22 protein-coding genes are annotated in these 25,574 nt (G+C 52.1%); 16 read left to right on the plus strand and 6 right to left on the minus strand.

The features are described from left to right. Nucleotide 1: 1 nt before the first annotated feature. Nucleotides 2–811 carry a pyrroline-5-carboxylate reductase gene (proC, locus tag OGV98_RS14800; RefSeq protein ID WP_003021462.1) on the minus strand — a complete coding sequence of 270 codons (810 nt, stop codon included), beginning with the start codon at nucleotides 809–811 and terminating at the stop codon, nucleotides 2–4. Between the two features lie 189 nt (nucleotides 812–1,000). Between proC and OGV98_RS14805 the strand changes: the two genes are divergently transcribed. The 5 genes from OGV98_RS14805 to ppnP all read left to right on the plus strand — a co-directional run bounded on the left by OGV98_RS14805 (nucleotide 1,001) and on the right by ppnP (nucleotide 3,686). Next, on the plus strand, nucleotides 1,001–1,456 hold the full coding sequence (locus OGV98_RS14805) for a YaiI/YqxD family protein (protein ID WP_185229122.1): 456 nt from the start codon (nucleotides 1,001–1,003) through the stop codon (nucleotides 1,454–1,456). 186 nt (nucleotides 1,457–1,642) lie between these two features. After that, entirely contained in the window at nucleotides 1,643–2,188 is a 546-nt protein-coding gene (gene aroL, locus OGV98_RS14810) for a shikimate kinase AroL (protein WP_003836009.1), read from the plus strand. Between the two features lie 26 nt (nucleotides 2,189–2,214). Beyond that, nucleotides 2,215–2,406 carry a protein YaiA gene (gene yaiA / locus OGV98_RS14815; RefSeq protein WP_286551658.1) on the plus strand — a complete coding sequence of 64 codons (192 nt, stop codon included), beginning with the start codon at nucleotides 2,215–2,217 and terminating at the stop codon, nucleotides 2,404–2,406. A 246-nt stretch (nucleotides 2,407–2,652) separates the two neighbouring features. Continuing rightward, nucleotides 2,653–3,330, plus strand: a complete 678-nt coding sequence (locus tag OGV98_RS14820) for an AroM family protein (protein WP_003021474.1) — start codon at nucleotides 2,653–2,655, stop codon at nucleotides 3,328–3,330. A 71-nt stretch (nucleotides 3,331–3,401) separates the two neighbouring features. Further along, nucleotides 3,402–3,686, plus strand: a complete 285-nt coding sequence (gene ppnP, locus OGV98_RS14825; protein ID WP_003021477.1) for a pyrimidine/purine nucleoside phosphorylase — start codon at nucleotides 3,402–3,404, stop codon at nucleotides 3,684–3,686. A gap of 49 nt (nucleotides 3,687–3,735) precedes the next feature. On the opposite strand, the gene rdgC is transcribed toward ppnP, so the two are convergent. Continuing rightward, entirely contained in the window at nucleotides 3,736–4,647 is a 912-nt protein-coding gene (gene rdgC, locus OGV98_RS14830; protein WP_003021479.1) for a recombination-associated protein RdgC, read from the minus strand. A gap of 91 nt (nucleotides 4,648–4,738) precedes the next feature. On the opposite strand from rdgC, the gene mak reads away from it, so the two are divergent. Further along, nucleotides 4,739–5,647: a fructokinase gene (gene mak, locus OGV98_RS14835; RefSeq protein WP_202580727.1), complete on the plus strand. Its 909-nt coding sequence runs from the start codon at nucleotides 4,739–4,741 to the stop codon at nucleotides 5,645–5,647. A gap of 7 nt (nucleotides 5,648–5,654) precedes the next feature. On the opposite strand, the gene araJ is transcribed toward mak, so the two are convergent. From araJ to sbcD, 3 genes are all read right to left on the minus strand, one after another. Continuing rightward, a complete protein-coding gene (gene araJ, locus OGV98_RS14840) occupies nucleotides 5,655–6,827 on the minus strand; it encodes an MFS transporter AraJ (RefSeq protein WP_275378766.1) in 1,173 nt (390 codons plus the stop codon). Nucleotides 6,828–7,019: 192 nt separating this feature from the next. Next, nucleotides 7,020–10,163 (minus strand): exonuclease subunit SbcC, encoded by a 3,144-nt coding sequence (gene sbcC / locus OGV98_RS14845; protein WP_202580726.1) that lies wholly within the window; start codon nucleotides 10,161–10,163, stop codon nucleotides 7,020–7,022. Continuing rightward, nucleotides 10,160–11,362 carry an exonuclease subunit SbcD gene (gene sbcD / locus OGV98_RS14850; protein ID WP_032936985.1) on the minus strand — a complete coding sequence of 401 codons (1,203 nt, stop codon included), beginning with the start codon at nucleotides 11,360–11,362 and terminating at the stop codon, nucleotides 10,160–10,162. Before sbcD ends, sbcC begins: the two co-directional genes overlap by 4 nt. Before the next feature lie 190 nt (nucleotides 11,363–11,552). Here sbcD and phoB point away from each other — a divergent pair, with 190 nt between their 5' ends. The 5 genes from phoB to malZ all read left to right on the plus strand — a co-directional run bounded on the left by phoB (nucleotide 11,553) and on the right by malZ (nucleotide 18,724). After that, on the plus strand, nucleotides 11,553–12,242 hold the full coding sequence (phoB, locus tag OGV98_RS14855; RefSeq protein WP_003021496.1) for a phosphate response regulator transcription factor PhoB: 690 nt from the start codon (nucleotides 11,553–11,555) through the stop codon (nucleotides 12,240–12,242). Between the two features lie 50 nt (nucleotides 12,243–12,292). Next, nucleotides 12,293–13,588 carry a phosphate regulon sensor histidine kinase PhoR gene (phoR, locus tag OGV98_RS14860; RefSeq protein ID WP_003021498.1) on the plus strand — a complete coding sequence of 432 codons (1,296 nt, stop codon included), beginning with the start codon at nucleotides 12,293–12,295 and terminating at the stop codon, nucleotides 13,586–13,588. A gap of 405 nt (nucleotides 13,589–13,993) precedes the next feature. After that, the gene (brnQ, locus tag OGV98_RS14865) at nucleotides 13,994–15,313 is read left to right on the plus strand and encodes a branched-chain amino acid transporter carrier protein BrnQ (protein ID WP_003021501.1); all 1,320 of its coding nucleotides are present in this window, start codon (nucleotides 13,994–13,996) and stop codon (nucleotides 15,311–15,313) included. An 81-nt stretch (nucleotides 15,314–15,394) separates the two neighbouring features. Then, nucleotides 15,395–16,768 (plus strand): proline-specific permease ProY, encoded by a 1,374-nt coding sequence (gene proY, locus OGV98_RS14870; RefSeq protein ID WP_032948680.1) that lies wholly within the window; start codon nucleotides 15,395–15,397, stop codon nucleotides 16,766–16,768. Nucleotides 16,769–16,906: 138 nt separating this feature from the next. Next, nucleotides 16,907–18,724 carry a maltodextrin glucosidase gene (gene malZ, locus OGV98_RS14875; RefSeq protein WP_032941218.1) on the plus strand — a complete coding sequence of 606 codons (1,818 nt, stop codon included), beginning with the start codon at nucleotides 16,907–16,909 and terminating at the stop codon, nucleotides 18,722–18,724. Here malZ and OGV98_RS14880 read toward each other — a convergent pair. Then, on the minus strand, nucleotides 18,718–19,620 hold the full coding sequence (locus OGV98_RS14880) for a LysR family transcriptional regulator (protein WP_044699345.1): 903 nt from the start codon (nucleotides 19,618–19,620) through the stop codon (nucleotides 18,718–18,720). The genes malZ and OGV98_RS14880 overlap by 7 nt on opposite strands. A 273-nt stretch (nucleotides 19,621–19,893) precedes the next feature. Between OGV98_RS14880 and OGV98_RS14885 the strand changes: the two genes are divergently transcribed. From OGV98_RS14885 to OGV98_RS14905, 5 genes are all read left to right on the plus strand, one after another. Further along, the gene (locus OGV98_RS14885; protein WP_003021513.1) at nucleotides 19,894–20,535 is read left to right on the plus strand and encodes a hydrolase; all 642 of its coding nucleotides are present in this window, start codon (nucleotides 19,894–19,896) and stop codon (nucleotides 20,533–20,535) included. A gap of 173 nt (nucleotides 20,536–20,708) precedes the next feature. Then, nucleotides 20,709–21,254 carry an antibiotic biosynthesis monooxygenase gene (locus tag OGV98_RS14890; RefSeq protein WP_286551659.1) on the plus strand — a complete coding sequence of 182 codons (546 nt, stop codon included), beginning with the start codon at nucleotides 20,709–20,711 and terminating at the stop codon, nucleotides 21,252–21,254. Nucleotides 21,255–21,275: 21 nt separating this feature from the next. Beyond that, a complete protein-coding gene (locus OGV98_RS14895; RefSeq protein WP_202580724.1) occupies nucleotides 21,276–23,144 on the plus strand; it encodes an amidohydrolase in 1,869 nt (622 codons plus the stop codon). 524 nt (nucleotides 23,145–23,668) lie between these two features. Further along, nucleotides 23,669–24,505: a hypothetical protein gene (locus OGV98_RS14900; protein WP_202580723.1), complete on the plus strand. Its 837-nt coding sequence runs from the start codon at nucleotides 23,669–23,671 to the stop codon at nucleotides 24,503–24,505. A 53-nt stretch (nucleotides 24,506–24,558) separates the two neighbouring features. After that, a complete protein-coding gene (locus OGV98_RS14905) occupies nucleotides 24,559–25,533 on the plus strand; it encodes an SEL1-like repeat protein (RefSeq protein ID WP_048233177.1) in 975 nt (324 codons plus the stop codon). The last annotated feature ends 41 nt before the right edge of the window (nucleotides 25,534–25,574 follow it).

Raw genomic sequence — 25,574 nt, forward strand, 5'->3', positions numbered from 1 at the left:
CTCAGGAGCGGCTGAGTTTTTCCGATTGCTCCATGCACTTAATCATCGCTTCAATTACTGATGAACGGAAACCGCGTTCTTCCAGGACGCGTACCGCCTCAATGGTGGTTCCACCTGGCGAGCACACCATATCCTTTAATTCGCCAGGATGTTTACCCGTTTCCAGCACCATCTTCGCCGAACCCATTACCGCTTGTGCCGCAAATTTATAAGCCTGCGCGCGGGGCATTCCCCCCTGAACGGCGGCATCTGCCATTGCTTCGATAAACATAAATACATAGGCCGGTGCTGAACCGCTGACACCAACGACCGGATGAATCATTGCCTCCGCAATGACTTCAGCTTCGCCAAAGCAGCGGAAGATATTCAGCACGTCAGCCGTATCTTCCGGCGTGACTAAGGCGTTTGGCGTGACGGAGGTCATTCCGGCGTTCACCAGCGATGGCGTGTTTGGCATCGCGCGAATGATTTTACGGTCGTGACCCAGCGCGCGGGCAAGCTGATCGAGGGTGACGCCTGCGGCAATTGAGACGACCAGGGAGTCTTTGTTCAGGCTGGAGGTAATTTCGCTCAGCACCTTAATCATAATGCCTGGCTTTACAGCCCCAAAAACAATATCAGCGATCTGCGCGACTTCTTGTGCAGACTGCGCCGCATTAATGCCGTACTGGTCGTGTAGCGCGGCGACCTTATCGGGGGAAGGGGTATAGACCCAGATTTGTCCGGGGAGAACCTGACCGCTGGCGATCATGCCGCCAAGAATGGCTTTGCCCATATTACCGCAGCCGATAAAACCAATTTTCTTGTCCATCTTGTCACTCCCTATGGATGATATTCATTGTTTTATACCCTAATTACTTCAAGTAACTTGAATTATTTGGGGTAAACCTGGGAAAGCTAAGCTTAGCGCGGAATGAATATGTTCAGAAGGAGAAACAGCACTTTGCCTGAAAGTAAAAGCACGCGACAATGTGCGGCAGCACAACAGTGGGGAGAAGTTATGACAATATGGGTGGATGCCGATGCGTGTCCGAATGTGATTAAAGACATTTTGTACCGCGCTTCTGAGCGCATGCAAATGCCGCTTGTTTTGGTGGCCAACCAAAGCCTGCGCGTCCCGCCTTCGCGTTTCATCAGCACATTACGTGTGCCTGCGGGCTTTGACGTGGCTGATAACGAGATTGTGCGTCAGTGCAGTGTTGGTGATTTAGTTATAACGGCAGATATTCCGTTGGCGGCTGAAGTGATTGAAAAAGGTGCGGCGGCGCTTAACCCGCGTGGCGAACGTTATACCGAAGCCACGATCCGCGAGCGTCTGATGATGCGTGATTTTATGGATACGCTACGCGCTAGCGGTATTCAGACCGGGGGGCCGGACAGCCTTTCGTCCCGCGACAGACAGCATTTTGCAGCTGAACTGGATAAGTGGTGGCTGGAAGTTCAGCGTAGAAAATAGTGTGTGTAATTTATTATTTACACTTTATTCGTTGTGAATTCTTGTTATAGTAGGGGTTAACTCATCTCGCCATTCTTTATGTAATTTTTTCTTTACGGTTTTGGCGGTGTACTAGTTTGATGATATGATTATATTTTTAACCGCATCAGATCCCGCTTGTTGGCGGTTCTCTGGGGAAATTCTGTGATGACGCAACCTCTTTTTCTTGTTGGCCCCCGGGGGTGTGGTAAGACGACAACCGGTATGGCGCTGGCAAAGGCTATTGATTTCCAGTTCGTTGATACCGATCGCTGGTTGCAATCGCACGTGCAAATGACCGTGGCGGAAATCGTCGAAAGAGAAGGGTGGGAAGGGTTTCGTGCCCAGGAAACGACCGCTCTGCAGGCTGTCACAGCACCAGCAACGGTTGTTGCGACTGGCGGCGGTATTATTCTTACCGAATTTAACCGTCACTACATGCGCAGCCACGGCGTGGTTATCTATTTAAGCGCACCGGTATCGGTACTGGTTGATCGTCTGGAGGCGACGCCTGAAGAAGGATTACGACCGACCTTAACCGGCAAGCCGTTGACTGAAGAAGTGCAGGAAGTGCTCGCCCAGCGAGATGTTTTGTATCGCGAAGCCGCGCACTATATCGTTGATGCCACTAATGCGCCTGCGCAGGTGGTGGAAGACATTCTTGGGATACTGGCGCAGGCAGCGCCACGGTTGCAGGGCGGTGTCTATACTTAATGTTCATCCAGTGAAAAGGAAGAACTATGCCGACACAACCACCTTACCCACGTCAAGCGACCATTGTTACGGTTGAAAAAGGGACGCCAGGCCAGACGGTAATCTGGTATCAACTTCGTGCCGATCACCCTAAACCGAATTCGTTGATCAGTGAGCATCCTTCGGCTCAGGAAGCGATGGATGCTAAAAAACGCTACGAAGACCCCGATAAAACCTGATACGAAGACCGCCCTGGCACGAGTCTTAAAAGTGCCAGTCCGGGCGTGCATCACATTTTTTTAAATTTCGCTGTATACAGTAAAAATTGAAAATTAAACAATAACAATCCAGTACTGGAATGATCTGGAATCTTTACACAATACACCGCCGATCTACTGCTACGCTTTTGAGCATTTGTAGCACAGGTTAGCGTCCGGCACGTGTCCGGGATTTCACAGCAAAGTAAGAAAACGGTGGAGCAACAAATGAGTACGTCGTTGGCTATCCTCACGATTGGCGTTGTGCCGATGTGTGAGGTGTTACCGCTCCTGACGGAATATATTGATGAACAGCACATTACTCACCACAGTCTGCTGGGGCAGATGCAGCGAGAAGATGTGATGGCTGAGTACGGAGCTTCACCCGGTGATGAGCTGTTATTAACGCTGCTTAGCGACCATCAGCTTGCACATGTCTCGCGCCTGAAGGTAGAACGCTCGCTACAAAGTATCGTGGAGGTGCTGGATAATCAGGGCTTTGACGTGATCCTGCTGATGAGTACCGCTTCAATCACCCGTCTGACCGCCCGCAATAGCATCTTGTTGGAACCCATACGCATTATTCCCCCGTTAGTGGCTTCGATTGTCGAAGGGCATCAGGTTGGGGTCATAGTACCTGTTGCTGAATTGCTCAAAGCCCAGACACAAAAGTGGCAGGTGTTACAAACGCCGCCAGTGTATGCCGTAGCGAATCCAGTAGAAGGTTCTGAACAACAGCTGATTGATGCCGGAAAATATCTCCTTGAGCAAGGCGCTGATGTTCTCATGCTGGACTGCCTGGGTTTTCATCAACGCCATCGTGATTTGCTGCAAAAGTCGCTGGATGTCCCGGTTTTGCTGTCCAATGTGTTGATTGCTCGACTGGCTTCGGAATTGCTGGCGTAATTTTGCGTGACAGGTGGAACGTCAGCCCCCTATATTGGTTCCTAACTTAATCACGAGATAGGGCCAGTTGTATGCTTCAAAGTAATGAATACTTTTCCGGCAAAGTAAAATCGATCGGTTTTACCAGCAGCAGTACTGGCCGCGCCAGTGTAGGCGTGATGGCTGAAGGTGAATATACCTTTGGTACTGCGGCGCCTGAAGAGATGACGGTGGTTAGTGGCGCACTGAACGTGCTGCTGCCAGGGGAAACCGAGTGGAAAGTATATGCCGCAGGAGACGTGTTTAACGTACCGGGCAACAGTGAGTTTCATCTGCAGGTAGCAGAGCCAACATCCTATCTTTGTCGCTATTTGTAAGCGTAAAAATGACGAATGGCGATATTGTGTCGCCATTCGCTAAACAGGGCTAACGTTGCGCTTCGCCGCCTAATCCTTCCACCAGACTTTTAATCAGCGCCGCCAGTTCACCTGTCATCAGGATGAAATCGGCATCAAAACGCTGAGCATAATCTTCACGGTCGATATCTTCGTTCTGATCGCGCAGCTCGTCGCTGAACTTCAGACGCTTAATGGAGCCGTCGTCACACATAACGAACTGAATACGCTGCTGCCAGTCGAGGGCCAACTTGGTGACCAGTTTGCCCGCCTCGATATGCACGGCGATTTCGTCGCAGACCAGATCCTGCTTTTTCGCGCGGATCACACCGCCGTCTTCAAGGATCGCTTTCAGTTCAGCTTCATCCAGTAACTGGAACCCTTGTGCTGTTGTGCCGGAGCGAACCCATTCGGTCAGCGTCAGCTCAATAGGGTTTTCCATCGTCAGCGGAACGACCGGCAGCGAACCGAGGCTTTTACGCAGCAGCGCCAGCGTATCTTCCGCTTTTTTCGCGCTTGCACAGTCGACCATGATCAGATCGTTGACGGTGTCGATCCACATCATTGTCTGGCTGAAGCGGCTAAAGGCGCGCGGCAGCAATGAGTGCAGAACTTCATCTTTCAGTGAGTCTTTTTCGGTCTTCTTGAGTTTGCGACCTTGCTCAGCTTCCAGTTTGAATATTTTGGCTTCCAGCGCCTGTTTGATAACCGGCGACGGCAGAATTTTTTCTTCTTTGCGGGCGCAGATAATAATTTGGCCATTGGCGGTATGCGTTAATGCATCGCTGTGCGATCCCATCGGCGGAACCCAGCCCATTTTTGCCATATCCTGGCTACCGCAAGGGGTGAACGTCATTGATGCCAGCTGTTTTTCCATCTCTTCGGCACGCAAAGAAACATCGCGGCTAAGACGGTAAACCATTAAATTTTTGAACCACAGCATGATAATTTCCACGGCCTTGTCGTTAAATCCAGCGGGCATGATAGCGAATTGTCGCTATGCTTGCATTGTTAATCGGGAAGAGGAGCAAACAGTGCGTATAGGTATCGATTTGGGCGGTACGAAAACGGAAGTTATTGCGCTTGGCGATGCGGGCGAACAGCTTTTTCGCCATCGCCTGCCCACGCCGCGTGATGATTATTGGCAAACGATAGAAACCATCGCCATGCTGGTGGAGATGGCGGAAAACGCTACCGGGCAGACGGGAACCGTGGGAATGGGCATTCCCGGTTCAATCTCGCCCTACACCGGGGTAGTAAAGAATGCCAACTCGACCTGGCTTAACGGGCAACCTTTTGACAAAGACCTGAGTTCGCGTCTGAATCGCGAAGTGCGGTTGGCAAATGATGCCAACTGTCTGGCGGTTTCTGAAGCGGTGGATGGTGCGGCGGCGGGGGCGCAAACCGTGTTTGCGGTGATTATAGGCACCGGATGTGGCGCAGGCGTGGCGCTGAATGGTCGGGCACACACCGGCGGTAACGGTACCGCAGGGGAGTGGGGGCATAATCCGCTGCCGTGGATGGACGAAGATGAGCTGCGTTATCGGCAGGAAGTCCCCTGTTATTGCGGCAAAAAAGGCTGCATTGAAACCTTCATTTCCGGGACCGGTTTTGCCACCGACTACCAGCGCCTGAGCGGTAAGCCGCTCAAAGGCAGTGAAATTATCAGCCTTGTTAGTGCGCAGGATACTCTTGCGGAGCAAGCGTTGAGCCGCTATGAGCTTCGTCTGGCGAAATCACTGGCACATGTGGTGAATATTCTCGATCCGGACGTCATTGTGCTGGGTGGCGGAATGAGCAATGTCGACCGACTGTATCAAAACGTTCCGACGTTGATGAAGCAATTTGTTTTTGGCGGCGAGTGTGAAACGCCTCTACGCAAGGCGTTGCATGGTGACTCCAGCGGCGTGCGCGGCGCGGCCTGGCTGTGGCCGCACGTATAAACGGTTGTTATGTCGCGGGTGCAACCTGTTGTTGCACGCCGCGCTTCAGGCGACCATAGAGCAGCAGCGAGGACATCGCAGAAAACGACAGCAGCGCAGCCGGCAGCGTCACGTAGTTGTAGGCAAATCCCAGCGTCAGCATCATGCCACCGCAGTACGCGCCAATCGCGCTGCCGAGATTGAAGGCAATTTGCCCGCCAGCCGCGCCCAGTAGTTCTCCCCCTTTAGCATTTTGCAGCAGCAAAATTTGCAACGGCGCCGACAGAGCAAACAGACCCGCGCAGCAAATGAAAGCGAAGGTCAGCGACGCGGCTTTGATGCCGCCAAAGGCAAAGAGCAGCAGCAGAGCCAGCACAATCACGAAGTCGGTTATTACCGCAATTCGCAGCGGCGTATAACGGCCTGACAGCCTACCGCTTAGCAGATTTCCCAACACCATTCCCAATCCCACCAGCATCATGATGAAGGTCATTAGTGCCTCGGAGAAGCCGGAGATATACATCATGTACGGTTTGACGTAGCTGAACCAGGCGAAAACCCCGGCGTTCCCAAACATGGTGGCGGAAAAAATGAACCACGGGGCGGGGCTTTTCAAAAAGTGAAATTGTTCGCGCAGTTTCCCTTTTACCTTATCGCTAATGTTGGGGACCCAAAAAGCGACCGAGACCATTACGGCGATATTAAAGACGGCTATCAGCAGAAACGTGTAGCGCCAGCTAAATTCCTGGCTCAGCCAGGTGCCGACGGGAATGCCAACCAGATTGGCAACGGTCATCCCCGAAATCATGCCCGCGACGGCGGCGGTGACTTTTCCTGGACGGGCTAGCTTCGACAGGATAATCGCGCCCACGCCGAAAAATGCGCCATGAGGGAAGCCGGAAACCAGCCTGCCCACCGCCAGCATAAAATACGAGGAAGAGAGGGTGAAGATGGCGTTGCCAATCACGCACAGGGTGACCAGAAACAGCAAAATATGTTTGAGCGAAAAGCGATTGGAAAAGAGCGCAATAATGGGCGCGCCAAGCACTACGCCAAAGGCGTAAAACGAAATCATATGGCCAGCGGCAGGAATGGAAATTCCCACGTCCCGCGCCAGCTCAGTGAGGACACCCATGATGCCAAACTCGGCCATGCCCAGCCCAAATGTTCCGAGCGCTAAAGAGAAAATGACTTTTTTCATACCACCTGCCAACAAGAAAGACGCAGGATATGCGTCATAGCGACGAACGTTCGCCGCCAATAGCGATAGCTTGCGGATAAGCGAAGTGGAATGCCATTTCATATCCGTCCCTGAGTATGCAATATTGTGCTACATAGCGTGCCGGATAGCGTTAGCGCTTATCCGGCCTGTGACACCATATCCGCTGGCCGATTACTCCACCGCAAACATTTTGTCGAGTTTGCTGTAGCCCAGACCGTTGATTTTTTTCACCTTGATCTGCACCGGAATGCGTTCTTTCATTGCTTCGACGTGGCTGATCACGCCAATGGTTTTACCGGTAGCGTTGAGCGCATCAAGCGCGTCCAGGGCGGTATCCAACGTTTCACTGTCCAGCGTGCCGAAACCTTCGTCGAGGAACAGGGAGTCAATTCGGGTTTTGTGGCTGACCAGATCGGATAATGCCAGCGCCAGCGCCAGACTCACGAGGAAGCTCTCGCCGCCGGAAAGCGTACGCGTATCACGTACGGCATCGGCCTGCCAGGTATCAACCACTTCCAGCTCTAACGCTTCGCTGGCCTTGCGCTGCAACAAATAGCGACCGTGCAGACGGGTTAACTGGTTGTTGGCAAGCCAGACGAGGTTATCCAGCGTCAGCCCCTGGGCAAATTTGCGGAACTTATCTCCCTCTTTCGAGCCGATCAGTGCATTCAAATACCCCCAGTCTTCGACCTGCTGCGCGACTTTTTCAATCTCCTGCATCAGCGCCTGCTGCTGCTGACGGTTTTCAGCATCTTGTTTGAGCTGCTGGCGAATTTCGCCCTGACGAGTAGTGTTATCGCGTAGCAGTTGGGTGAGCTGCGCCAGCGCGTCGTGCAGATGCTGCGCCGTCAGCGTGAGATCCACTTCTGTTGGTTGCTGCTGTTGATGAGCCGCCAGTACCTGCTGGGCCTGATTAACCAGCGTTTGCGCCTGCTGTCGCTGGCCTTCCAGTGATTGCTTCAACTGCTCCAGGCGATTAAAGGTCTCTTCGTCCAGCAGGGCGGCAATAAAGGCGTCGCGATCGGCAAAGATGCTGGCCTGCAATGCGGCATCAAACTGCGTCTGGATTTCCGCGGCGCGCTGAACGTCCTGCGCCTCCTGCTGTTGCAAGGTTTGCCACTGTCCCTGTAAAGAGAGGCAATCGTCGTGCACCTGCCGCCAGTTTTCCAGCGACAAATCCTCAATGTTTTCAGAAAGCGCCTCGGTTTCAGGCAGCGTTTCCAGCAGCGGCGCAAGCTGGGCAATCCGGGCCTGTAACTCGGTCAGTTCATTCTGACGCTGTTGCCACATTTGTGCTTCGTTCGCCCGTTCGCTTAGCCATGAGGCGACGTCATCCTCGGGCGGAAGGGCCAGACCATAACGGGAAAGCTCAGCGGTTAGCGTCGCCTGGCGCTGGTCAATATGCAGCTGGAGCTGGGTAATCTGCTCGGTATGCGCGGTGATTTGCGCCTGCAGGGTATGACGCAGGCTCAACTGGTGAAGCTGTTGTTCGTGCTCTTCCTGAGCGGCCAGCCACGGGGCAATGTCATCCTGCGGTTGTAGCGTGACGTTGAGGCTGGCGGTGACGGTCAGCCACTCTTGAGTAAGTGCTTGCTCCTCCTGAGAAAGCGTCTGTGCTTCGCGTTCATCCCGCTGAAGTTGCTGGGTTATCGCCTCAAGCTGGCCGCGTAGCGTTGAACCCTCATCGGCCAGCGTTTTGACCTCTTTTTCCAGTGCCTCACGCCGCGTCTGATTCACGCTCAGTTCGAGCGTTTGATAGCGTTCAATCGCCGGATGTGCGATGGAGCCGCATAGCGGGCAAGGCATGCCGGATTGCAACAATGCCCGTTGGCTTTCCAGATCTTTGATGCGGGCTTCTTGCTCGCAAATGACTCTCACATCGGTAAGTTGCTGATTTTTATCTTTATAGCGCTGACGTTTTTCGGCAAGCACCGCGTTGCGCTGGGTCAACTCTTGTTGACGCTGTACAAGCGTGGTGCGTAACTGTGCCAGTTGTTTTTGCTTCGGGGTGATTTGCCCGTGTAAATTGCTCAGCCGCTGGCGTAATGGACGAAGCTGCACATGTTGCGCCAGCGCATCCGTTACCTCCTGCGGCGAAAGGGTCAGTGCGGGAAGCGTTAGTGCATTGAGCTTACGCGTGTCGTTCTCTCGCAGCTGCTGCCATTGGCGTAGCTGGGCGCTGGCGTCGGACTGTTGGGCCAGCAGCGCTTTCCATCCTGCCAGTTCGCTACTCCATAAGCGGAAGCGATCATGCTCATTAAGCCAGTCGGTTAACGTCTGTTGTTCGGCTAGTATCAAGGTCGACTGCATTTGCGCCTGCTGACGAATACGCCCGCGTAGCGTTAAGCTGCTTTGTAAGCGAGCATTCACTTCCTGAATCTTCTGGCGTGTACGCTCGATAGTAGCCGTTTGTTCCTGAATTCGCTCCCAGTGCGGGCGTAACGCCCTGGCCGGCAGTGCCAGACTCAGTGCCGCCAACTGCGGCTGCGCGTCTTCTTGCGCCTGAAGCGCTGCCTGTAATGCCTGCTGGTGACGGTTTATATCCGTTTGTAGCTCATTTTGCCGAATGAGCCAGTTGAGGTGCTGTTGCTGGGTTTGTTGGCTGGTAAGGTATTGTTTTTCTTCGTCAGTAAGTACCTGCAAACTTTCCGTCAGGGATTGCACCTGCTCTGGCGCTAACAGCGCCACGCCGCTGGCCTGGGCCTGTAGTTTTTCCAGCTCCGTACGCGCTGATTTGTGCTTTTCAAACACCATAGCGGAGATTTGACCGTAAATCTCTGTGCCGGTCAGCTCTTCCAGCAGTTCGGCGCGCTCTTTTGGTTTGGCATTAAGAAATGCGGCAAACTGGCCCTGAGAGAGCAGCATGGAACGGGTAAAACGACCGTAATCCAGCCCGGTAAGCTCGGCGGTCATCTCCAGCTTGTCTTTGACTTTATCGGCGAGGATTTTACCGTCGGCGCAGCGGGCCAGCTCTACGCGCGGGACCTGCAGGTTGCCCTCAGGCTGGTTGCGTGCCCGGTTCTGGCTCCAGAATGCGCGGTAGGCTTCGCCCCGCACTTCAAATTCCACCTCGGCCAGACACTCCGCTGTGTCGCGGGTCATCAGGTCGTTTTGCGACTGTGACACAGTATTCAGGCGCGGCGTTTCGTGGTACAGCGCAAGGCAAATTGCGTCCAGCAGGGTGGTTTTCCCCGCGCCTGTGGGCCCGGTGATGGCGAACAGCCCGTTGCTGGCAAAAGGTTCTGCCGTGAAATCGACTTTCCATTCTCCCTTCAGGGAGTTGAGGTTTTTCAGGCGCAGGCTGAGAATTTTCATGCTTCAGCCTCCCCGGCAAGCGTCTGTACGGTTGCGCTAAACAGCTGATTAAGCCGCTCGCGCTGCGGTTCTTCGAGTTCTTCCAGCGCCAGGCGGCGGTCAAAAACCTCCGCCACGCTCAGCTCGCTTAATGTTTCACGACGTTCATTGGCCATAATGCGTTCGCGCTGTTCGCGACTGCGGCGCACCAATAACACCTCTACCGGTAAATCTTCGGTCAAGGCCTGGATTTTACGCTGCATATCATGCAGATAGTCATCGGTGGTAATTTCAATATCCAGCCACACCGGCGGCTCTTGCTGTACGTTGCGCCACTGCTCAAGCTGGGCGGTAATGGCGGCGAGATCGCCTTTCAGTACCGCAAGCGGCTGGGTGACCGGTACGGTGAGGTTCTCGACGGCGTTGAGTTTCCCTGCTTCAAAGCTCACCAGATGCACGCATTTGTTTTTGCCGCACTCGTCAAAACTGAGAGCGATCGGCGAGCCGCAGTAGCGAATATGCTCCGTGCCGCCGATAACCTGCGCCCGGTGAATATGGCCCAGCGCGATGTAGTCCGCCGGAGGGAAGTTTTGTGCAGGGAAGGCGTCCAGCGTACCGATATAAATGTCACGGACGGCGTCACTTTTACTGGCGCCGACGGTGGTCAAATGCCCGGTCGCGATGATGGGCAGATTCTGATCACCACGCAGCGTGCAGGCATCCTGATACTGCTGCTGGTAATAGTCGGTGATGGCTGACAGCAAATGTTGCTGTTTTTCTTGCCCGGTTAGCCCGGCCTGGCTGGTAATGATGTCGCGTGGACGTAAAAAAGGAACCGGGCACAGAATCGCCCCCGGCGTGCCGTCGCGTTGCGGCAGTACCTGCGGCGCATGGCCGGCGCTGGCAACGACCGTGGTGTTGAGAAACGCCAGTATATCGCGGGATTCATTGAGTGTGGCGACGGAGTCGTGGTTGCCTGCCAGCACCACCAGATGACACCCGGTTTGCTGTAAATTCACGACAAAACGGTTATACAGCTCACGAGCGTAGCTTGGCGGTGAGCCGGTATCGAAAATATCACCCGCCACAATAATGGCATCCACCTGATGGGATTGTGCCGTTTCCAGCAGCCAGTCGAGAAAGGCCTGATGTTCAGCGGCGCGGCTCTTGCTGTAGAAATTTTGGCCCAGATGCCAGTCAGACGTGTGAAGGATGCGCATAAGAGTTCCATGACGATAAAACAGTGGTGGGGATTATAACCTTTCAAGGACGGTAATATCTTGTCTCCGGGCTGTCATAATTCGCCGGGCTGCGTTAAACCTGGGCTATCTTTTCATAAATCTGTCATAAAACTGACGCATAATGGCACCGTATTGATGGCAAACGATTTAATTATAAACAGGGCAAATCATGGCGAGACGTATTCTGGTCGTAGAAGATGAAGCTCCAATTCGTGAAATGGTCTGCTTCGTGCTCGAGCAAAACGGTTTTCAACCCGTAGAAGCCGAAGACTATGACAGTGCTGTGAACCAACTCAATGAACCCTGGCCGGATCTCGTCCTGCTTGACTGGATGCTTCCCGGCGGCTCGGGTCTGCAGTTTATTAAACATCTCAAGCGCGAAGCCATGACGCGGGATATCCCCGTGATGATGCTGACGGCGAGAGGTGAAGAGGAAGACCGCGTCCGGGGTCTGGAAACCGGTGCGGATGATTATATTACCAAGCCGTTTTCTCCCAAGGAGCTGGTGGCGCGTATTAAAGCGGTTCTGCGTCGTATTTCACCGATGGCGGTGGAAGAGGTTATTGAGATGCAGGGGCTAAGCCTTGATCCGACCTCGCATCGCGTGATGACCGGCGAGGATCCGCTGGATATGGGGCCGACCGAATTCAAACTGTTGCACTTCTTTATGACCCACCCTGAGCGCGTCTACAGCCGTGAACAACTCCTCAATCATGTCTGGGGAACCAATGTCTACGTGGAAGACCGGACAGTGGATGTGCATATCCGCCGCTTACGTAAAGCGCTGGAGCACAGCGGACACGATCGAATGGTGCAGACAGTTCGCGGGACGGGATATCGTTTTTCGACCCGCTTCTGACTGACAAGAATCAGGGCCTGATGGATTAGGCCGTTTATGGAGTAAGACGTTTGCTAGAACGATTGTCATGGAAAAGGTTGGTACTGGAGCTGATCCTGTGCTGCATACCGGCATTTATCCTTAGCGCTTTTTTCGGTTACCTGCCCTGGTTTTTACTGGCGTCGGTAACGGGCCTGCTTATCTGGCATTTCTGGAATCTATTACGTTTGTCCTGGTGGCTATGGGTCGACAGAAGCATGACGCCGCCGCCGGGGCGAGGCAGTTGGGAGCCGTTGTTATATGGGCTGCATCAAATGCAGCTGCGCAACAAAAAACGCCGTCGAGAACTGGGTAACCTGATCAAACGTTTTCGCAGCGGGGCGGAATCACTACCCGACGCGGTGGTATTGACCACCGAAGAAGGCGGTATCTTCTGGTGTAACGGACTGGCTCAGCAGGTTCTGGGACTGCGCTGGCCGGACGATAGCGGGCAAAATATTCTTAACCTGCTGCGATACCCGGAATTCACACAATATCTGAAAACGCGCGACTTTAGCCGGCCTATCAATCTGGTGCTCAATACCGGACGGCATCTGGAAATTCGCGTGATGCCCTACACGGATAAGCAACTGCTGATGGTGGCGCGCGACGTTACCCAGATGCACCAACTGGAAGGTTCACGGCGAAACTTTTTCGCCAACGCCAGCCATGAGCTGCGCACACCGCTGACGGTGCTGCAAGGTTATCTGGAAATGATGCAGGAGCATCCGCTGGAAGGGACAACGCGCGAAAAAGCGCTGCATACCATGCGCGAACAAACGTACCGTATGGAAGGCCTGGTGAAACAGCTGCTGACGCTGTCAAAAATTGAAGCTGCTCCGACGTTGCAACTGAATGAGAAAGTCGATGTGCCCATGATGCTGCGCGTGATCGAGCACGAAGCGCAAACCCTGAGCCAGCATAAACATACGTTTACCTTTGATGTCGATAACAGCCTGAACGTGCGGGGCAACGAGGAGCAGTTGCGTAGCGCTATCTCGAATCTCGTGTACAACGCGGTGAACCACACACCAGCGGGAACGCACATTACCGTACGCTGGCAGCATGTGGTCTCGGGGGCGGAATTTTGTGTGGAAGACAACGGTCCAGGCATTGCCGCCGAGCATATTCCACGTTTGACCGAGCGTTTTTATCGGGTAGATAAGGCGCGATCGCGGCAAACGGGCGGTAGCGGGTTGGGCCTTGCCATCGTGAAACATGCGCTGCATCATCACGACAGCCGTTTGAATATCGAAAGCGAACCAGGCAAAGGGACGCGATTTAGTTTCGTGATCCCGGAACGTTTGATTGCCAAAAGTAACGGTTAAAGCACATTCGTAAGATTATCTTTCCAAAAGCCAGCACAAGCTGGCTTTTTCTATGCGGTCAATATATGACTCCTGAATTTTACGACGTTTGATTGTTTTTTGTTCGAACTATTACCCATACCTTTTTCCATGAAATGGTGTTTTGTGCTAACCCAATTTTTCATATCGCTATATTGTTCTGGTTTTTGGATCCCACCTTGCTTTAAAACGTTATAAGCGTTTAAATTGCGCTCCAGGTGCTGTCATACCGACTGCATTTACGCGGTAAATCGAAAAACTATTCTTCGCCGCGCCAGGTCGGGAGTGTTTCCCGCTGGAATTGAGCAAAAATGCCGCTGTATTGTCCCCCAGGGAAAGGCAAAAATTTACTACTTTCAACACCACATCCACAGGCAGTAAGACTTTATGACCCATCAGTTAAAATCGCGCGATATTATCGCTTTGGGATTTATGACATTTGCACTGTTCGTTGGTGCAGGTAACATCATCTTCCCCCCAATGGTTGGTTTGCAGGCAGGTGAACACGTCTGGACTGCGGCTTTTGGCTTTTTGATTACCGCCGTTGGCCTGCCGGTACTTACCGTTGTCGCGCTGGCGAAAGTCGGTGGTGGTGTGGACCGACTGAGCACACCTATCGGTAAAGTTGCTGGTCTGCTACTGGCGACTGTTTGCTATCTGGCCGTTGGGCCGTTATTTGCTACCCCGCGTACCGCGACGGTCTCTTTCGAAGTCGGGATTGCACCGCTGACCGGTGACTCTGCGCTGCCGCTGTTTATCTATAGCGTTATCTATTTCGCGATTGTGATTCTGGTTTCGCTGTATCCGGGCAAACTGCTGGATACGGTGGGTAATTTCCTGGCGCCGCTGAAAATCCTGGCGCTGGTTGTTCTGTCTGTCGCCGCAATCGTCTGGCCAGCAGGCCCGATCAGTAATGCGATGGAAGCCTACCAAACTGCGGCATTTTCTAATGGCTTCGTGAACGGGTATCTGACCATGGATACGCTGGGCGCGATGGTGTTTGGTATTGTTATCGTTAACGCCGCTCGCTCGCGTGGTGTTACTGAAGCGCGTCTGCTGACCCGTTACACCGTTTGGGCGGGTTTAATGGCGGGTGTGGGCTTAACGCTGCTGTATCTCGCGCTGTTCCGTCTGGGTTCAGATAGCGCGATTCTGGTCGATCAGTCTGCTAACGGCGCGGCGATTCTGCATGCGTATGTTCAGCACACCTTTGGCGGTGCAGGAAGCTTCCTGCTGGCGGCGCTGATTTTCATCGCCTGTCTGGTCACCGCGGTTGGCTTGACCTGTGCGTGCGCAGAGTTCTTTGCCCAGTACGTTCCACTGTCTTATCGTACGCTGGTATTTATCCTCGGCGGCTTCTCGATGGTGGTTTCTAACCTGGGTCTGAGCCATCTGATTCAGATCTCTATTCCGGTGCTGACGGCTATCTATCCGCCATGTATCGCACTGGTTGTATTAAGCTTTACCCGCTCATGGTGGCATAATTCTTCCCGCGTCATTGCACCTGCGATGTTTATCAGCCTGATTTTTGGTATCCTTGATGGCATTAAAGCTTCTGCAATTGGCGACGTGTTACCGGCCTGGACCCAGCGTTTACCGCTGGCGGAGCAGGGGCTGGCGTGGTTGATGCCAACAGTCGTGATGGTGGTCCTGGCAGTTATCTGGGATCGCGCCGCGGGTCGACAAGTGACCTCCAGCGCACACTAATATCACTGACAATAAGTTTTAACCACGGGGCTATTAACATGGCCCCGTGGTTTTTTTATTGTGTTAACAGGTTAGGAATCGATGGAAAGTAATAACAAGCTAAAGCGTGGGCTGAGCACCCGGCACATCCGCTTTATGGCATTAGGTTCAGCAATTGGTACCGGGTTGTTCTATGGCTCGGCCGATGCCATCAAAATGGCGGGGCCAAGCGTGTTGCTGGCCTATATTATCGGCGGCGTAGCGGCGTATATTATTATGCGCGCGCTGGGCGAAATGTCTGTTCATAACCCTGCAGCCAGCTCCTTCTCGCGCTATGCGCAGGAAAACCTCGGACCGCTGGCAGGCTATATCACCGGCTGGACCTATTGTTTTGAAATCCTGATTGTCGCCATTGCCGATGTGACTGCCTTTGGTATTTACATGGGCGTCTGGTTCCCGGCCGTACCGCACTGGATTTGGGTACTTAGCGTAGTGCTGATTATCTGCGCCATCAACCTGATGAGCGTGAAGGTGTTTGGCGAGCTGGAGTTCTGGTTCTCGTTCTTTAAAGTCGCCACCATTATCATCATGATTGTCGCCGGTTTCGGTATCATCATTTGGGGGATTGGCAACGGCGGGCAACCGACCGGTATCCATAACTTATGGAGCAACGGTGGCTTCTTCAGCAACGGCTGGCTCGGCATGGTGATGTCGCTGCAAATGGTTATGTTCGCTTACGGCGGGATTGAGATTATCGGGATTACCGCAGGCGAAGCCAAAGACCCGGAAAAATCTATTCCGCGCGCTATCAATTCCGTACCAATGCGTATCCTGGTGTTTTATGTGGGGACGTTGTTCGTCATTATGTCTATCTACCCGTGGAACCAGGTGGGTACCGACGGTAGCCCGTTCGTTATGACGTTCCAGCATATGGGCATTACCTTTGCTGCCGGGATCCTCAACTTTGTGGTTCTGACTGCGTCGCTGTCGGCAATTAACTCTGACGTCTTCGGTGTGGGACGTATGCTACACGGCATGGCGGAGCAGGGCAGTGCCCCAAAAATGTTTGCCAAGACGTCGCGTCGTGGCGTGCCTTGGGTTACGGTGATGGTGATGACCATCGCGCTGCTGTTTGCGGTTTATCTTAACTACATCATGCCGGAAAACGTCTTCCTGGTGATCGCCTCTTTGGCAACGTTCGCCACGGTTTGGGTGTGGATTATGATCCTGCTGTCGCAGATTGCTTTCCGTCGTCGTCTGCCGCCAGAAGAGGTCAAAGCGCTGAAATTTAAAGTACCGGGTGGGGTAACGACGACCATTGTTGGCCTGATTTTCCTGGTCTTTATCATCGCGCTTATCGGCTATCATCCGGATACCCGCATTTCGCTGTACGTCGGCTTTGCGTGGATTGTTCTGCTGCTGGTCGGCTGGGGATTCAAGCGCCGTCGCGAGCGCCAACTGGCTGAAGCACAGTAATATTTTTGCCGGGTAACTTTGCGTTACCCGGCAATTTTCTCCTCCCCCGAACTCCTCCCCCAATAAACGTTAAGATGATGAGTGATCCTGCACTTCGCTATGGCAAGGTGACGTCATTATCATCAAAGGGGATACGTGATGTTGAACGCCTGGCACCTTCCGGTTGCCCCATTTGTTAAGCAAAACAAAGATCAACTGACGATTACATTATGGCTGGCGGGGGAAAATCCACCCCAGCGGGTGACGCTACGCGCAGAAAACGATAACGAAGAGATTTCGCTAGCTATGCACAAGCAGCGCAGCCAGCCGCAGCCGGGTGTGACCGCGTGGCGAGCGGCGATCGATCTCTCCAGCGGGCAGCCTCGTCGACGCTATAGCTTTAAATTACTTTGGCTCGATCGTCAGTTGTGGTTCACCCCACAGGGATTCAGCCGTTTTCCGCCTGCGCGTCTGGAGCAGTTTGCCGTCGATGTGCCGGATAACGGTCCGCAGTGGGTCGCTGACCAGGTCTTTTACCAAATTTTCCCGGACCGTTTTGCCCGCAGCCAGTCGCGTGAAGCGGGCCAGGATAACGTCTATTACCATCACGCGGCCGGGCACGACATCGTGCGGCGCGAATGGGACGAACCGCTTACGGCTCAGGCCGGTGGCTCCACGTTCTATGGCGGTGATTTAGACGGCATCAGCGAAAAGCTACCGTACCTGAAAACGTTAGGTGTCACGGCGCTGTACCTGAATCCTGTGTTTACCGCGCCGAGCGTGCATAAATACGATACCGAAGATTACCGTCATGTTGATCCGCAATTTGGCGGCGACACGGCGCTGCTACGCCTGCGGCACAACACCCAACAGCAGGGCATGCGCTTGATTCTGGACGGTGTTTTTAACCATAGCGGCGATTCGCACGCCTGGTTTGACCGGCATAGTAGGGGAACGGATGGGGCGTGCCATAACCCAGAATCCCCCTGGCGCGACTGGTATCATTTCTCAGCCGACGGCGTTGCGCTCGACTGGCTGGGGTATTCCAGCCTGCCCAAGCTGGACTTTTCTTCGGAAAGCCTGGTAAATGAAATTTATCGCGGCGAAGACAGTATCGTCCGTCACTGGCTGAAAGCGCCGTGGAGTATGGACGGCTGGCGTCTTGATGTGGTGCACATGCTGGGAGAAGCAGGAGGCGCACGTAACAACCTACAACACGTGGCCGGCATTACGCAGGCGGCAAAAGAAACCCAGCCAGAGGCGTATGTGGTGGGTGAACATTTTGGCGATGCTCGCCAGTGGTTGCAGGCCGACGCGGAAGATGCCGCCATGAACTATCGCGGCTTTACTTTCCCTCTCTGGGGATTCCTCGCCAATACCGATATTTCATACGACCCACAATCTATTGACGCTCAGACCTGTATGGCGTGGATGGATAACTACCGCGCGGGGTTGTCGCATCAACAGCAATTGCGCATGTTTAACCAGCTCGACAGCCACGATACCGCTCGCTTTAAGTCTCTGCTCGGTAAAGACGTCGCACGTTTACCGCTGGCGGTGGTGTGGCTATTTACCTGGCCTGGCGTGCCCTGTATTTACTACGGCGACGAAGTGGGGCTGGATGGCAACAACGATCCGTTTTGCCGCAAACCTTTCCCATGGCAGCCTGAAAAACAGGACGCTAACCTGCTGGCGTTGTACCAGCGGCTGGCAAAATTACGCCACCAAAGCCAGGCGCTACGCCACGGTGGTTGTCAGGTGATTTACGCCGAGGATAACGTGGTGGTGTTTGTACGGGTGCTAAACCGCCAGCGCGTGTTAGTGGCGATTAACCGTGGCCAGGCTTGTGAAGTGGTCCTGCCAGCCTCGCCATTACTGAGCGTGAGTCATTGGCAGCACAAAGAGGGCAAAGGTGTGCTTGCCGACGATATCCTGACGTTGCCGGCGATTTCCGCCTCTGTATGGTCAGGTCATTGATATAAGTGCGCAATCGCCGGGCTTGCCAGCAGCGCGTCTCGCCACCAGCGCTGCGCCAGCCCATCACGGTTATTACGCCATGCCATATAGGCCACGTCTTTTTGGCGAAATGAGATAACTGTTTTTTCCACCAGCTCGCCCGTAGCAAGCCACGGGCTGGCAATATGGCGGGGGAGAAATCCGCAGCCCATGCCGGCTCGCAGTAGCATCACTTTACTGTGGAAGTCATCGACACGGATCTGCGCCTGCTCCTCCATCAGATTGGTTTGTAACGGATGGCAGAAGCGGGCGCTGTCGCTGATAACAATCGCCCGATGCAGGCACAACTGCTCGTTGGTCAGGCCATCAGGTGCTGTGGCCAGCGGATGCTCAGGTGCCACGACAAATACATTGTCCAATGTACCGAGCATTTTGTAGGACCAGGCCGCTGACGTTGGTGGTTCATTAATCGCCCCCAGAATAATATCTGCTCCATTATGGGTCAGCTCCTCCCAGGAACCCGCCAGCGTATGATGGGTAAAACTGAGGCGGGTTTGCTTATTCAGCGCGTGAAATTCATCGATAATGGGTAACAGCGAGGCGAAAGGAAAGGAGTCGTCCAGCGCAATCGCCAGCTCTTTTTCCCAGCCTGAACTCAGCTGTACCGCCTGTTTTTCGAGATCTTTTGCCGCACTTAGCAATAAACGTCCCTTTTCCAGCATCATCTGTCCGGTGTCGGTAAATTTAGCCCGGTGTCCGGAACGGTCAAGCAACTCGATATTCAGGTCGCTTTCCAGCTTTTGAATCATATAGCTGAGTGCCGCAGGCGTTTTAAACAGCGATTCGGCCGCCGCGGCAAATGAACCCTGTTTGTCGAGTGCGTCGAGAATAAGCAAAACATCCAGATTAATGCGCATAAGCAGAAAAGATCCTGAAAATTAAACCCTTCTGTTGTACCGAATGAAGAAAAACAATGCCAGTGAATAAATTAGATGAATCATGCGCATTTTTTTGATGTTGTTTAGGATATATCGCAACACAGAATTAATAGTTTCACAGGATGGTAAGTTTTCTTTAATAACTCGTTAGAAATTTCCCGCTATACTCAACAAGCTTTCTGATTCAGGATCCTGCTGCTGACGGCAGATACAGACCGTTGCCTTTTAACTTATTGATTAAGAAGGTGTGATATGTCTATTCGGGAACTGATTGACCCTCAAAACTCTACGCTTATTTTTATTGATCATCAGCCGCAAATGTCATTTGGTGTAGCGAATATCGATCGCCAGACTTTAAAAAATAATACCGTGGCATTAGCGAAAGCCGGGAAAATATTCAATGTTCCGGTGATTTATACTTCTGTTGAAACGAAAAGTTTTAGCGGATATATCTGGCCAGAATTGTTAGCGGTTCATCCTGATGTAAAACCCATTGAACGCACCTCGATGAACTCCTGGGAAGATGCGGCGTTTGTGAAGGCCGTGGAAGCGACTGGGCGTAAAAAACTGATTATCTCCGCGCTGTGGACCGAAGTCTGCCTGACTTTCCCGGCACTGATGGCGCTGGAAGCGGGTTATGAAGTATATGTGGTGACCGACACTTCCGGTGGCACGTCCGTGGATGCCCATGAGCGTTCTATCGACCGCATGGTACAGGCTGGTGCCGTACCCGTAACCTGGCAACAGGTTCTTCTTGAGTACCAGCGCGACTGGTCCCGCAAAGAAACCTACGACGCCGTCATGGATCTGGTACGCGAGCACAGCGGCGCCTACGGTATGGGCGTGGATTATGCCTATACCATGGTGCATGGCGCGCCAGAACGTAAAGCCTAAATACACGTCATCCTTCATGTTGCATCTTTGTTGGCTTCGCTTGCGTACCCCGGTCACTTACTTATGAAAGCTCCCGGGGATCCACAACCTTGCCGCCTCGATGCACCATGAATGATTTTGTGTATTGCTTTCCTGGCCTAAGCGGCCTGTTTCCTCTCAACAAGGAACCCTTCATGGCGCAGAACAAACATGTGACGTTGGTGATTACCCACACCCTGCTGCCTGAGCAGGCGCAGCGGTATGAGCAATGGCTGGGGAAAATTATGCCGGTGGCGGCCGAGTTTCCCGGTCATCTCGGGGCGAACGTGATTCGCCCTGCGGATGGCGACAACCTGTGGAATATCATTATTCGCTTCGACACGCTTGAGCATCTGTATAACTGGACCCAGTCTGATACGCGCCGCGTGCTGGTGGAAGAGATCGTCCCACTGCTGGCGGAAGGTGATAAAACCGAAATTCGTACCGAAGCGGCATTCTGGTTTACGCCGCCAGTGCCCCATGTACGCCAGCCCAAACGCTGGAAACAGTTTCTGATAACCCTGCTGGTGATATTTCCTAGCACCAATCTGGTGCCGTGGTTGACCGGCATTGTGCTGCCTGCAATGAAGGGCTCGTTACTCCTGCATCTCATCAATGATGCCTGTGTGGTTGCGCTGGTGGTCTGGTTCTGGATGCCCATCGTAACCCGTCTGTTTGCCGGATGGCTGAAAAAAGCCTGACCGGTATCTCAGGAGATTGTTATGTCTCAAACTGCCACACTGATTCTGATTCACGGAAAAATTCATACTCTCGATAGGCAACGCCCGCAGGTCGAGGCGGTGGCGATTGCCAACGGAAAGATCCTGGCGACCGGTAGTCACGAGCGGGTAATGAGCTTTGCTGCCGAAGGGACGCAGGTTGTCGATCTGCAAGGACATACGGTGATCCCGGGCCTGAACGATTCGCACCTGCACCTTATTCGTGGTGGACTGAATTACAACCTGGAATTACGTTGGGAAGGCGTGCCGTCGCTGGCGGACGCCCTACGTATGCTCAAAGACCAGGCGGACAGAACGCCGTCGCCGCAATGGGTACGCGTGGTGGGCGGCTGGAGCGAATTCCAGTTTGCCGAACGTCGCATGCCAACCCTGGAAGAACTGAATGAAGCTGCTCCGGATACCCCGGTTTTTGTTCTGCATCTCTACGACCGGGCTTTGCTGAACCGCGCTGCGCTGAAAGCCGTCGGCTACACCAAAGCGACGCCGGATCCGGCGGGCGGTGAGATTGTGCGTGATAGCAACGGCAACCCGACCGGGATGTTGATCGCTAAACCAAACGCCATGATCCTTTATTCGACGCTGGCAAAAGGACCAAAACTGCCGCTGGAAATGCAGGTTAACTCGACCCGCCAGTTTATGCGTGAACTGAACCGTCTGGGGCTGACCAGTGCCATCGATGCGGGCGGCGGCTTCCAGAACTATCCGGAAGATTACGAGATCATTGAGCAGTTACACGCCAACAAGCAGATGACTGTGCGTATTGCCTACAACCTGTTTACCCAGCGTCCAAAACAGGAACTGGAAGACTTTGAACGTTGGACCGATATGCTCAAACCGGGGCAGGGAACCGATTTCTACCGCGCCAATGGGGCCGGGGAAATGCTGGTCTTTTCGGCAGCGGATTTTGAAGATTTTCTCCAGCCGCGCCCGGACCTGCCGGAGGGTATGGAAGATGAGCTGGAGCGCGTGGTGCGACACCTGGTGGAGCACCGCTGGCCGTTCCGCCTGCACGCCACCTACGATGAATCTATCAGCCGCATGTTGGACGTGTTTGAGAAGGTGAATCGTGATATCCCGTTCAATGGCCTGCACTGGTTCTTCGATCATGCCGAAACCATTACTGAACGGAATATCGAGCGCGTTAAAGCGCTGGGCGGCGGGATTGCTGTTCAGCACCGAATGGCGTTCCAGGGCGAATATTTTGTCGATCGTTATGGCAAAGATGCGGTCAAACACACGCCGCCTGTGGCGAAAATGCTGGCGGCTGAAGTTCCGGTAGGGCTGGGGACTGACGCCACCCGTGTGGCTAGCTACAACCCGTGGACCGCGCTCTATTGGCTGGTTTCGGGCCGCACCGTTGGCGGTATGGCGATGTACGATGATAACAACCGCTTGCCGCGCGACGTGGCGCTGGAACTGTGGACCGCTGGCAGCGCCTGGTTCTCCAGCGAGCAGGGTAAGAAAGGGCGAATCGAGAAAGATCAACTGGCCGACCTGGTGGTGCTGTCTAAAGATTACTTCAACGTGGCGGAAGAAGAGATCAAAGGCATTGAGTCAGTGATGACCATTGTCGATGGCAAAGTCGTGTATGCGGCAGGGCATTTCACCCCGCTGGCACCACCAGCCATCCCGGTTGTGCCGGACTGGTCGCCGGTGGTGAAGGTGCCGGGGCACTATCGCTCAGCGCCGCCTGCTGCGGCAAAAATTGGCGCAATGGTGCAGATGCATCAGTGCTGTGGTAGCTGTGGCGTACACGGTCATCAGCATGATATTGCGCGTCAATCAGGCATTCCGGTGTCAGATGACCGGGCTTTCTGGGGGGCGCTTGGCTGTTCCTGCTTCGCGTTCTGACTGTAACGTTTTTAATGCCGGATGGTGACGCTTTGCGTCTTATCCGGCCAACAAAGAATCGCAACTTCGATAAGTTAGATAATCCTTGTAAGCCTGCTATGCTGAGTGCCATCAGGCAATGGGGTTCATACATCTGCATTTCGCTTTGCTACAGCCAATTGTCTACGGTTGCCACAAAACCATCTTCCTAAAGGTCGCTATGCCATTCTTACTACGGCGTAAAGCCGGGGCCGTGTAATCTTCTCTATCCGCACCAACATAGTTATATTTTCAATGTAAGAATGTAGTTCTTATGATTATTTGTATTGTTTGTAAAGTGTAAATTTTATTTTTTATTATTGGCTATCAAAGCTTGATTGCATAATTAAATCAATCAAAATATGAAGGTAGCTCACACAATATTACTAACCATAAGTTAAAATAATGCGTGATTAATTACAATAATGAGTTGTTATTAATTAAATGAATATTATTGGTGACGTGTTTAGTTGGGTAGTAAAGCATTTGTAATTGTAGGAGCTGAAATGCCAGTAAATGATATATCTTTAGGAAAAACCAGAAGATCAAATGACAATGGTGAACCCAATGTTGTTCATGTTGCAATTTCACGACCTATTCGATATGACGTGATGATAGCCTATGGTGGACACGGTGGTGCCGAGATGTTGAAAGCGGCGGAATTCAAGAAAAAGCGGCTTGAATCTAAGTATCCCAAAGGTGAAGTAAAAGGACCGATGATCTTCAAGAGTTTGGCCGACTTCGAAAAAATTTGGACCGCGATATTCTATGATATTTGCAAGCTAAATAAATCAGGTCAACCTAAATATGATTTGTGTGAAATTCAATTTTTTGCTCACAGCAATCCAGATAGGATATCAATTAAGAAGGGGGAGCATATTACGGCTGAGGTGGTTGAATCTCTTGAAAATTTAATCTGGAATCCTGAAAAGGGTTATTTGGTATTACATAGTTGCCGATCTGGTCGATATGAAAGTGATAATTTAGATCAGCGTAGTGGTGGGGAGTGTATTGCTCGCGCATTTTCCAGACATGAATCATCAGCATATGTTATTGGCCAAATGGTTTATGCGTCATTTAACTATGGCCCCGGATTGGAAGACTGCAAATATAGAAAAACAGTGAATGATTATGTAGCAATAGATTTGTTTGGAAAGCAAGAGCTATTATTATGGGGCTATAAATCCGGAAGTAAAGTGAAGAAACGATTTTCAAATGATAGAGAGTATGAAAGCTTAGTTGATGGTCAGATCTGGCCATGCAGAAAATATCGAAATGGTGAGAAGTTAGATAGGACCGTTACCAGTGATGTGTTTAACTATGATGATTTGAATTTTGTTTGAATGTTCTGGATGTTGATAAATTTTATCATTCATAGCGACTAAAGGAAATTTATATGGATTATGTCATCGCGGCCGCATTACTTCCGCAAGATAAGTTATGGACAGTTGAGTATTCATGGAAAATGGTAGAGGCTATAACACCAGAAATACCACAAATTGAGGATGAAACAGAACTTATTGAATTGATTCGTCATGCCTGGTTGTGGGATAAAAATGCTATGATTCAGTATGCCAGAATTCAGAAAGAAGTTGGTGACGATGATGTTTTAGATGATTTCATCAGGAGCAATGCTCACAGATTAGTGAGTTATGATGGTTTGTCTCTTCGACGGCCTGATGTATTTAATATGAATTATAGTGAATTTATCACCCGACTAGCTGATTTACAGTATCCCTTGGCGAGCAGGCTTGCTGCTAATGGCCTTTTATGGAGTGCGGGTGAGACAAATTCGACCTTCAACCCGTTAGCACAAGATGTACGAAAAAGGTTGATTCGTTATACTCGTTACGCCATAAAGGGAGGCTATCATATCCATTCTTATCTGGCTGATTGCATTTTATTTCCTTCCGGTTTTTCGTATAAAGATAGTAATAATAAGCAGCTAAATTCTCTGGAAAACAGAATAGATAATTTAACAAGAGAAGAGCTTGAAGATAGTTTTTCTGCTTATAAGGTGAGTGGAATTCACGGTTCTCAGTATGCACAAATAAGATTGAGTGAGTTTTATTTTTATGGTGTTAGCGTTAAACGAGATATTGAAATGGCATATGCATGGTCTATGATTGCTAACGATTCCTTTATCTATTTTAATAAAGAAGGTTACAAAAGACATGCTTCGGAAAGATATAAAGAAAATATTCTGAATGAATATAACAACGTTAACTTAAAAAATCTGATTCCGCTACAAATGACGAAAATAGAGATAGAGAGAAGTGTCGCGCTGGCGTCAAAAATCAAAGAAACGTTGGTTGAGGATGACTACTATTCCTGGGAGGTTCAAATGGATGCGGTTCCGCCGGCGCCTTGATGTTCAACGTTTGGTTTGTACCTGTATGCGATTATTCATCG

The organism is Citrobacter sp. Cf136 (genome assembly GCF_030333815.1).
GTDB lineage: Bacteria > Pseudomonadota > Gammaproteobacteria > Enterobacterales > Enterobacteriaceae > Citrobacter > Citrobacter freundii.

Coding starts and splice junctions, on each gene's coding strand:
- proY (WP_032948680.1), top strand. CDS start 15,395: ATGGAAAGTAATAACAAGCTAAAGCGTGGGCTGAGCACCCGGCACATC.
- proC (WP_003021462.1), bottom strand. CDS start 811: ATGGACAAGAAAATTGGTTTTATCGGCTGCGGTAATATGGGCAAAGCC.
- ppnP (WP_003021477.1), top strand. CDS start 3,402: ATGCTTCAAAGTAATGAATACTTTTCCGGCAAAGTAAAATCGATCGGT.
- malZ (WP_032941218.1), top strand. CDS start 16,907: ATGTTGAACGCCTGGCACCTTCCGGTTGCCCCATTTGTTAAGCAAAAC.
- yaiA (WP_286551658.1), top strand. CDS start 2,215: ATGCCGACACAACCACCTTACCCACGTCAAGCGACCATTGTTACGGTT.
- brnQ (WP_003021501.1), top strand. CDS start 13,994: ATGACCCATCAGTTAAAATCGCGCGATATTATCGCTTTGGGATTTATG.
- phoB (WP_003021496.1), top strand. CDS start 11,553: ATGGCGAGACGTATTCTGGTCGTAGAAGATGAAGCTCCAATTCGTGAA.
- OGV98_RS14880 (WP_044699345.1), bottom strand. CDS start 19,620: ATGCGCATTAATCTGGATGTTTTGCTTATTCTCGACGCACTCGACAAA.
- OGV98_RS14820 (WP_003021474.1), top strand. CDS start 2,653: ATGAGTACGTCGTTGGCTATCCTCACGATTGGCGTTGTGCCGATGTGT.
- sbcC (WP_202580726.1), bottom strand. CDS start 10,163: ATGAAAATTCTCAGCCTGCGCCTGAAAAACCTCAACTCCCTGAAGGGA.
- OGV98_RS14905 (WP_048233177.1), top strand. CDS start 24,559: ATGGATTATGTCATCGCGGCCGCATTACTTCCGCAAGATAAGTTATGG.
- OGV98_RS14805 (WP_185229122.1), top strand. CDS start 1,001: ATGACAATATGGGTGGATGCCGATGCGTGTCCGAATGTGATTAAAGAC.
- OGV98_RS14890 (WP_286551659.1), top strand. CDS start 20,709: ATGGCGCAGAACAAACATGTGACGTTGGTGATTACCCACACCCTGCTG.
- araJ (WP_275378766.1), bottom strand. CDS start 6,827: ATGAAAAAAGTCATTTTCTCTTTAGCGCTCGGAACATTTGGGCTGGGC.
- OGV98_RS14900 (WP_202580723.1), top strand. CDS start 23,669: ATGCCAGTAAATGATATATCTTTAGGAAAAACCAGAAGATCAAATGAC.
- OGV98_RS14895 (WP_202580724.1), top strand. CDS start 21,276: ATGTCTCAAACTGCCACACTGATTCTGATTCACGGAAAAATTCATACT.
- rdgC (WP_003021479.1), bottom strand. CDS start 4,647: ATGCTGTGGTTCAAAAATTTAATGGTTTACCGTCTTAGCCGCGATGTT.
- sbcD (WP_032936985.1), bottom strand. CDS start 11,362: ATGCGCATCCTTCACACGTCTGACTGGCATCTGGGCCAAAATTTCTAC.
- aroL (WP_003836009.1), top strand. CDS start 1,643: ATGACGCAACCTCTTTTTCTTGTTGGCCCCCGGGGGTGTGGTAAGACG.
- OGV98_RS14885 (WP_003021513.1), top strand. CDS start 19,894: ATGTCTATTCGGGAACTGATTGACCCTCAAAACTCTACGCTTATTTTT.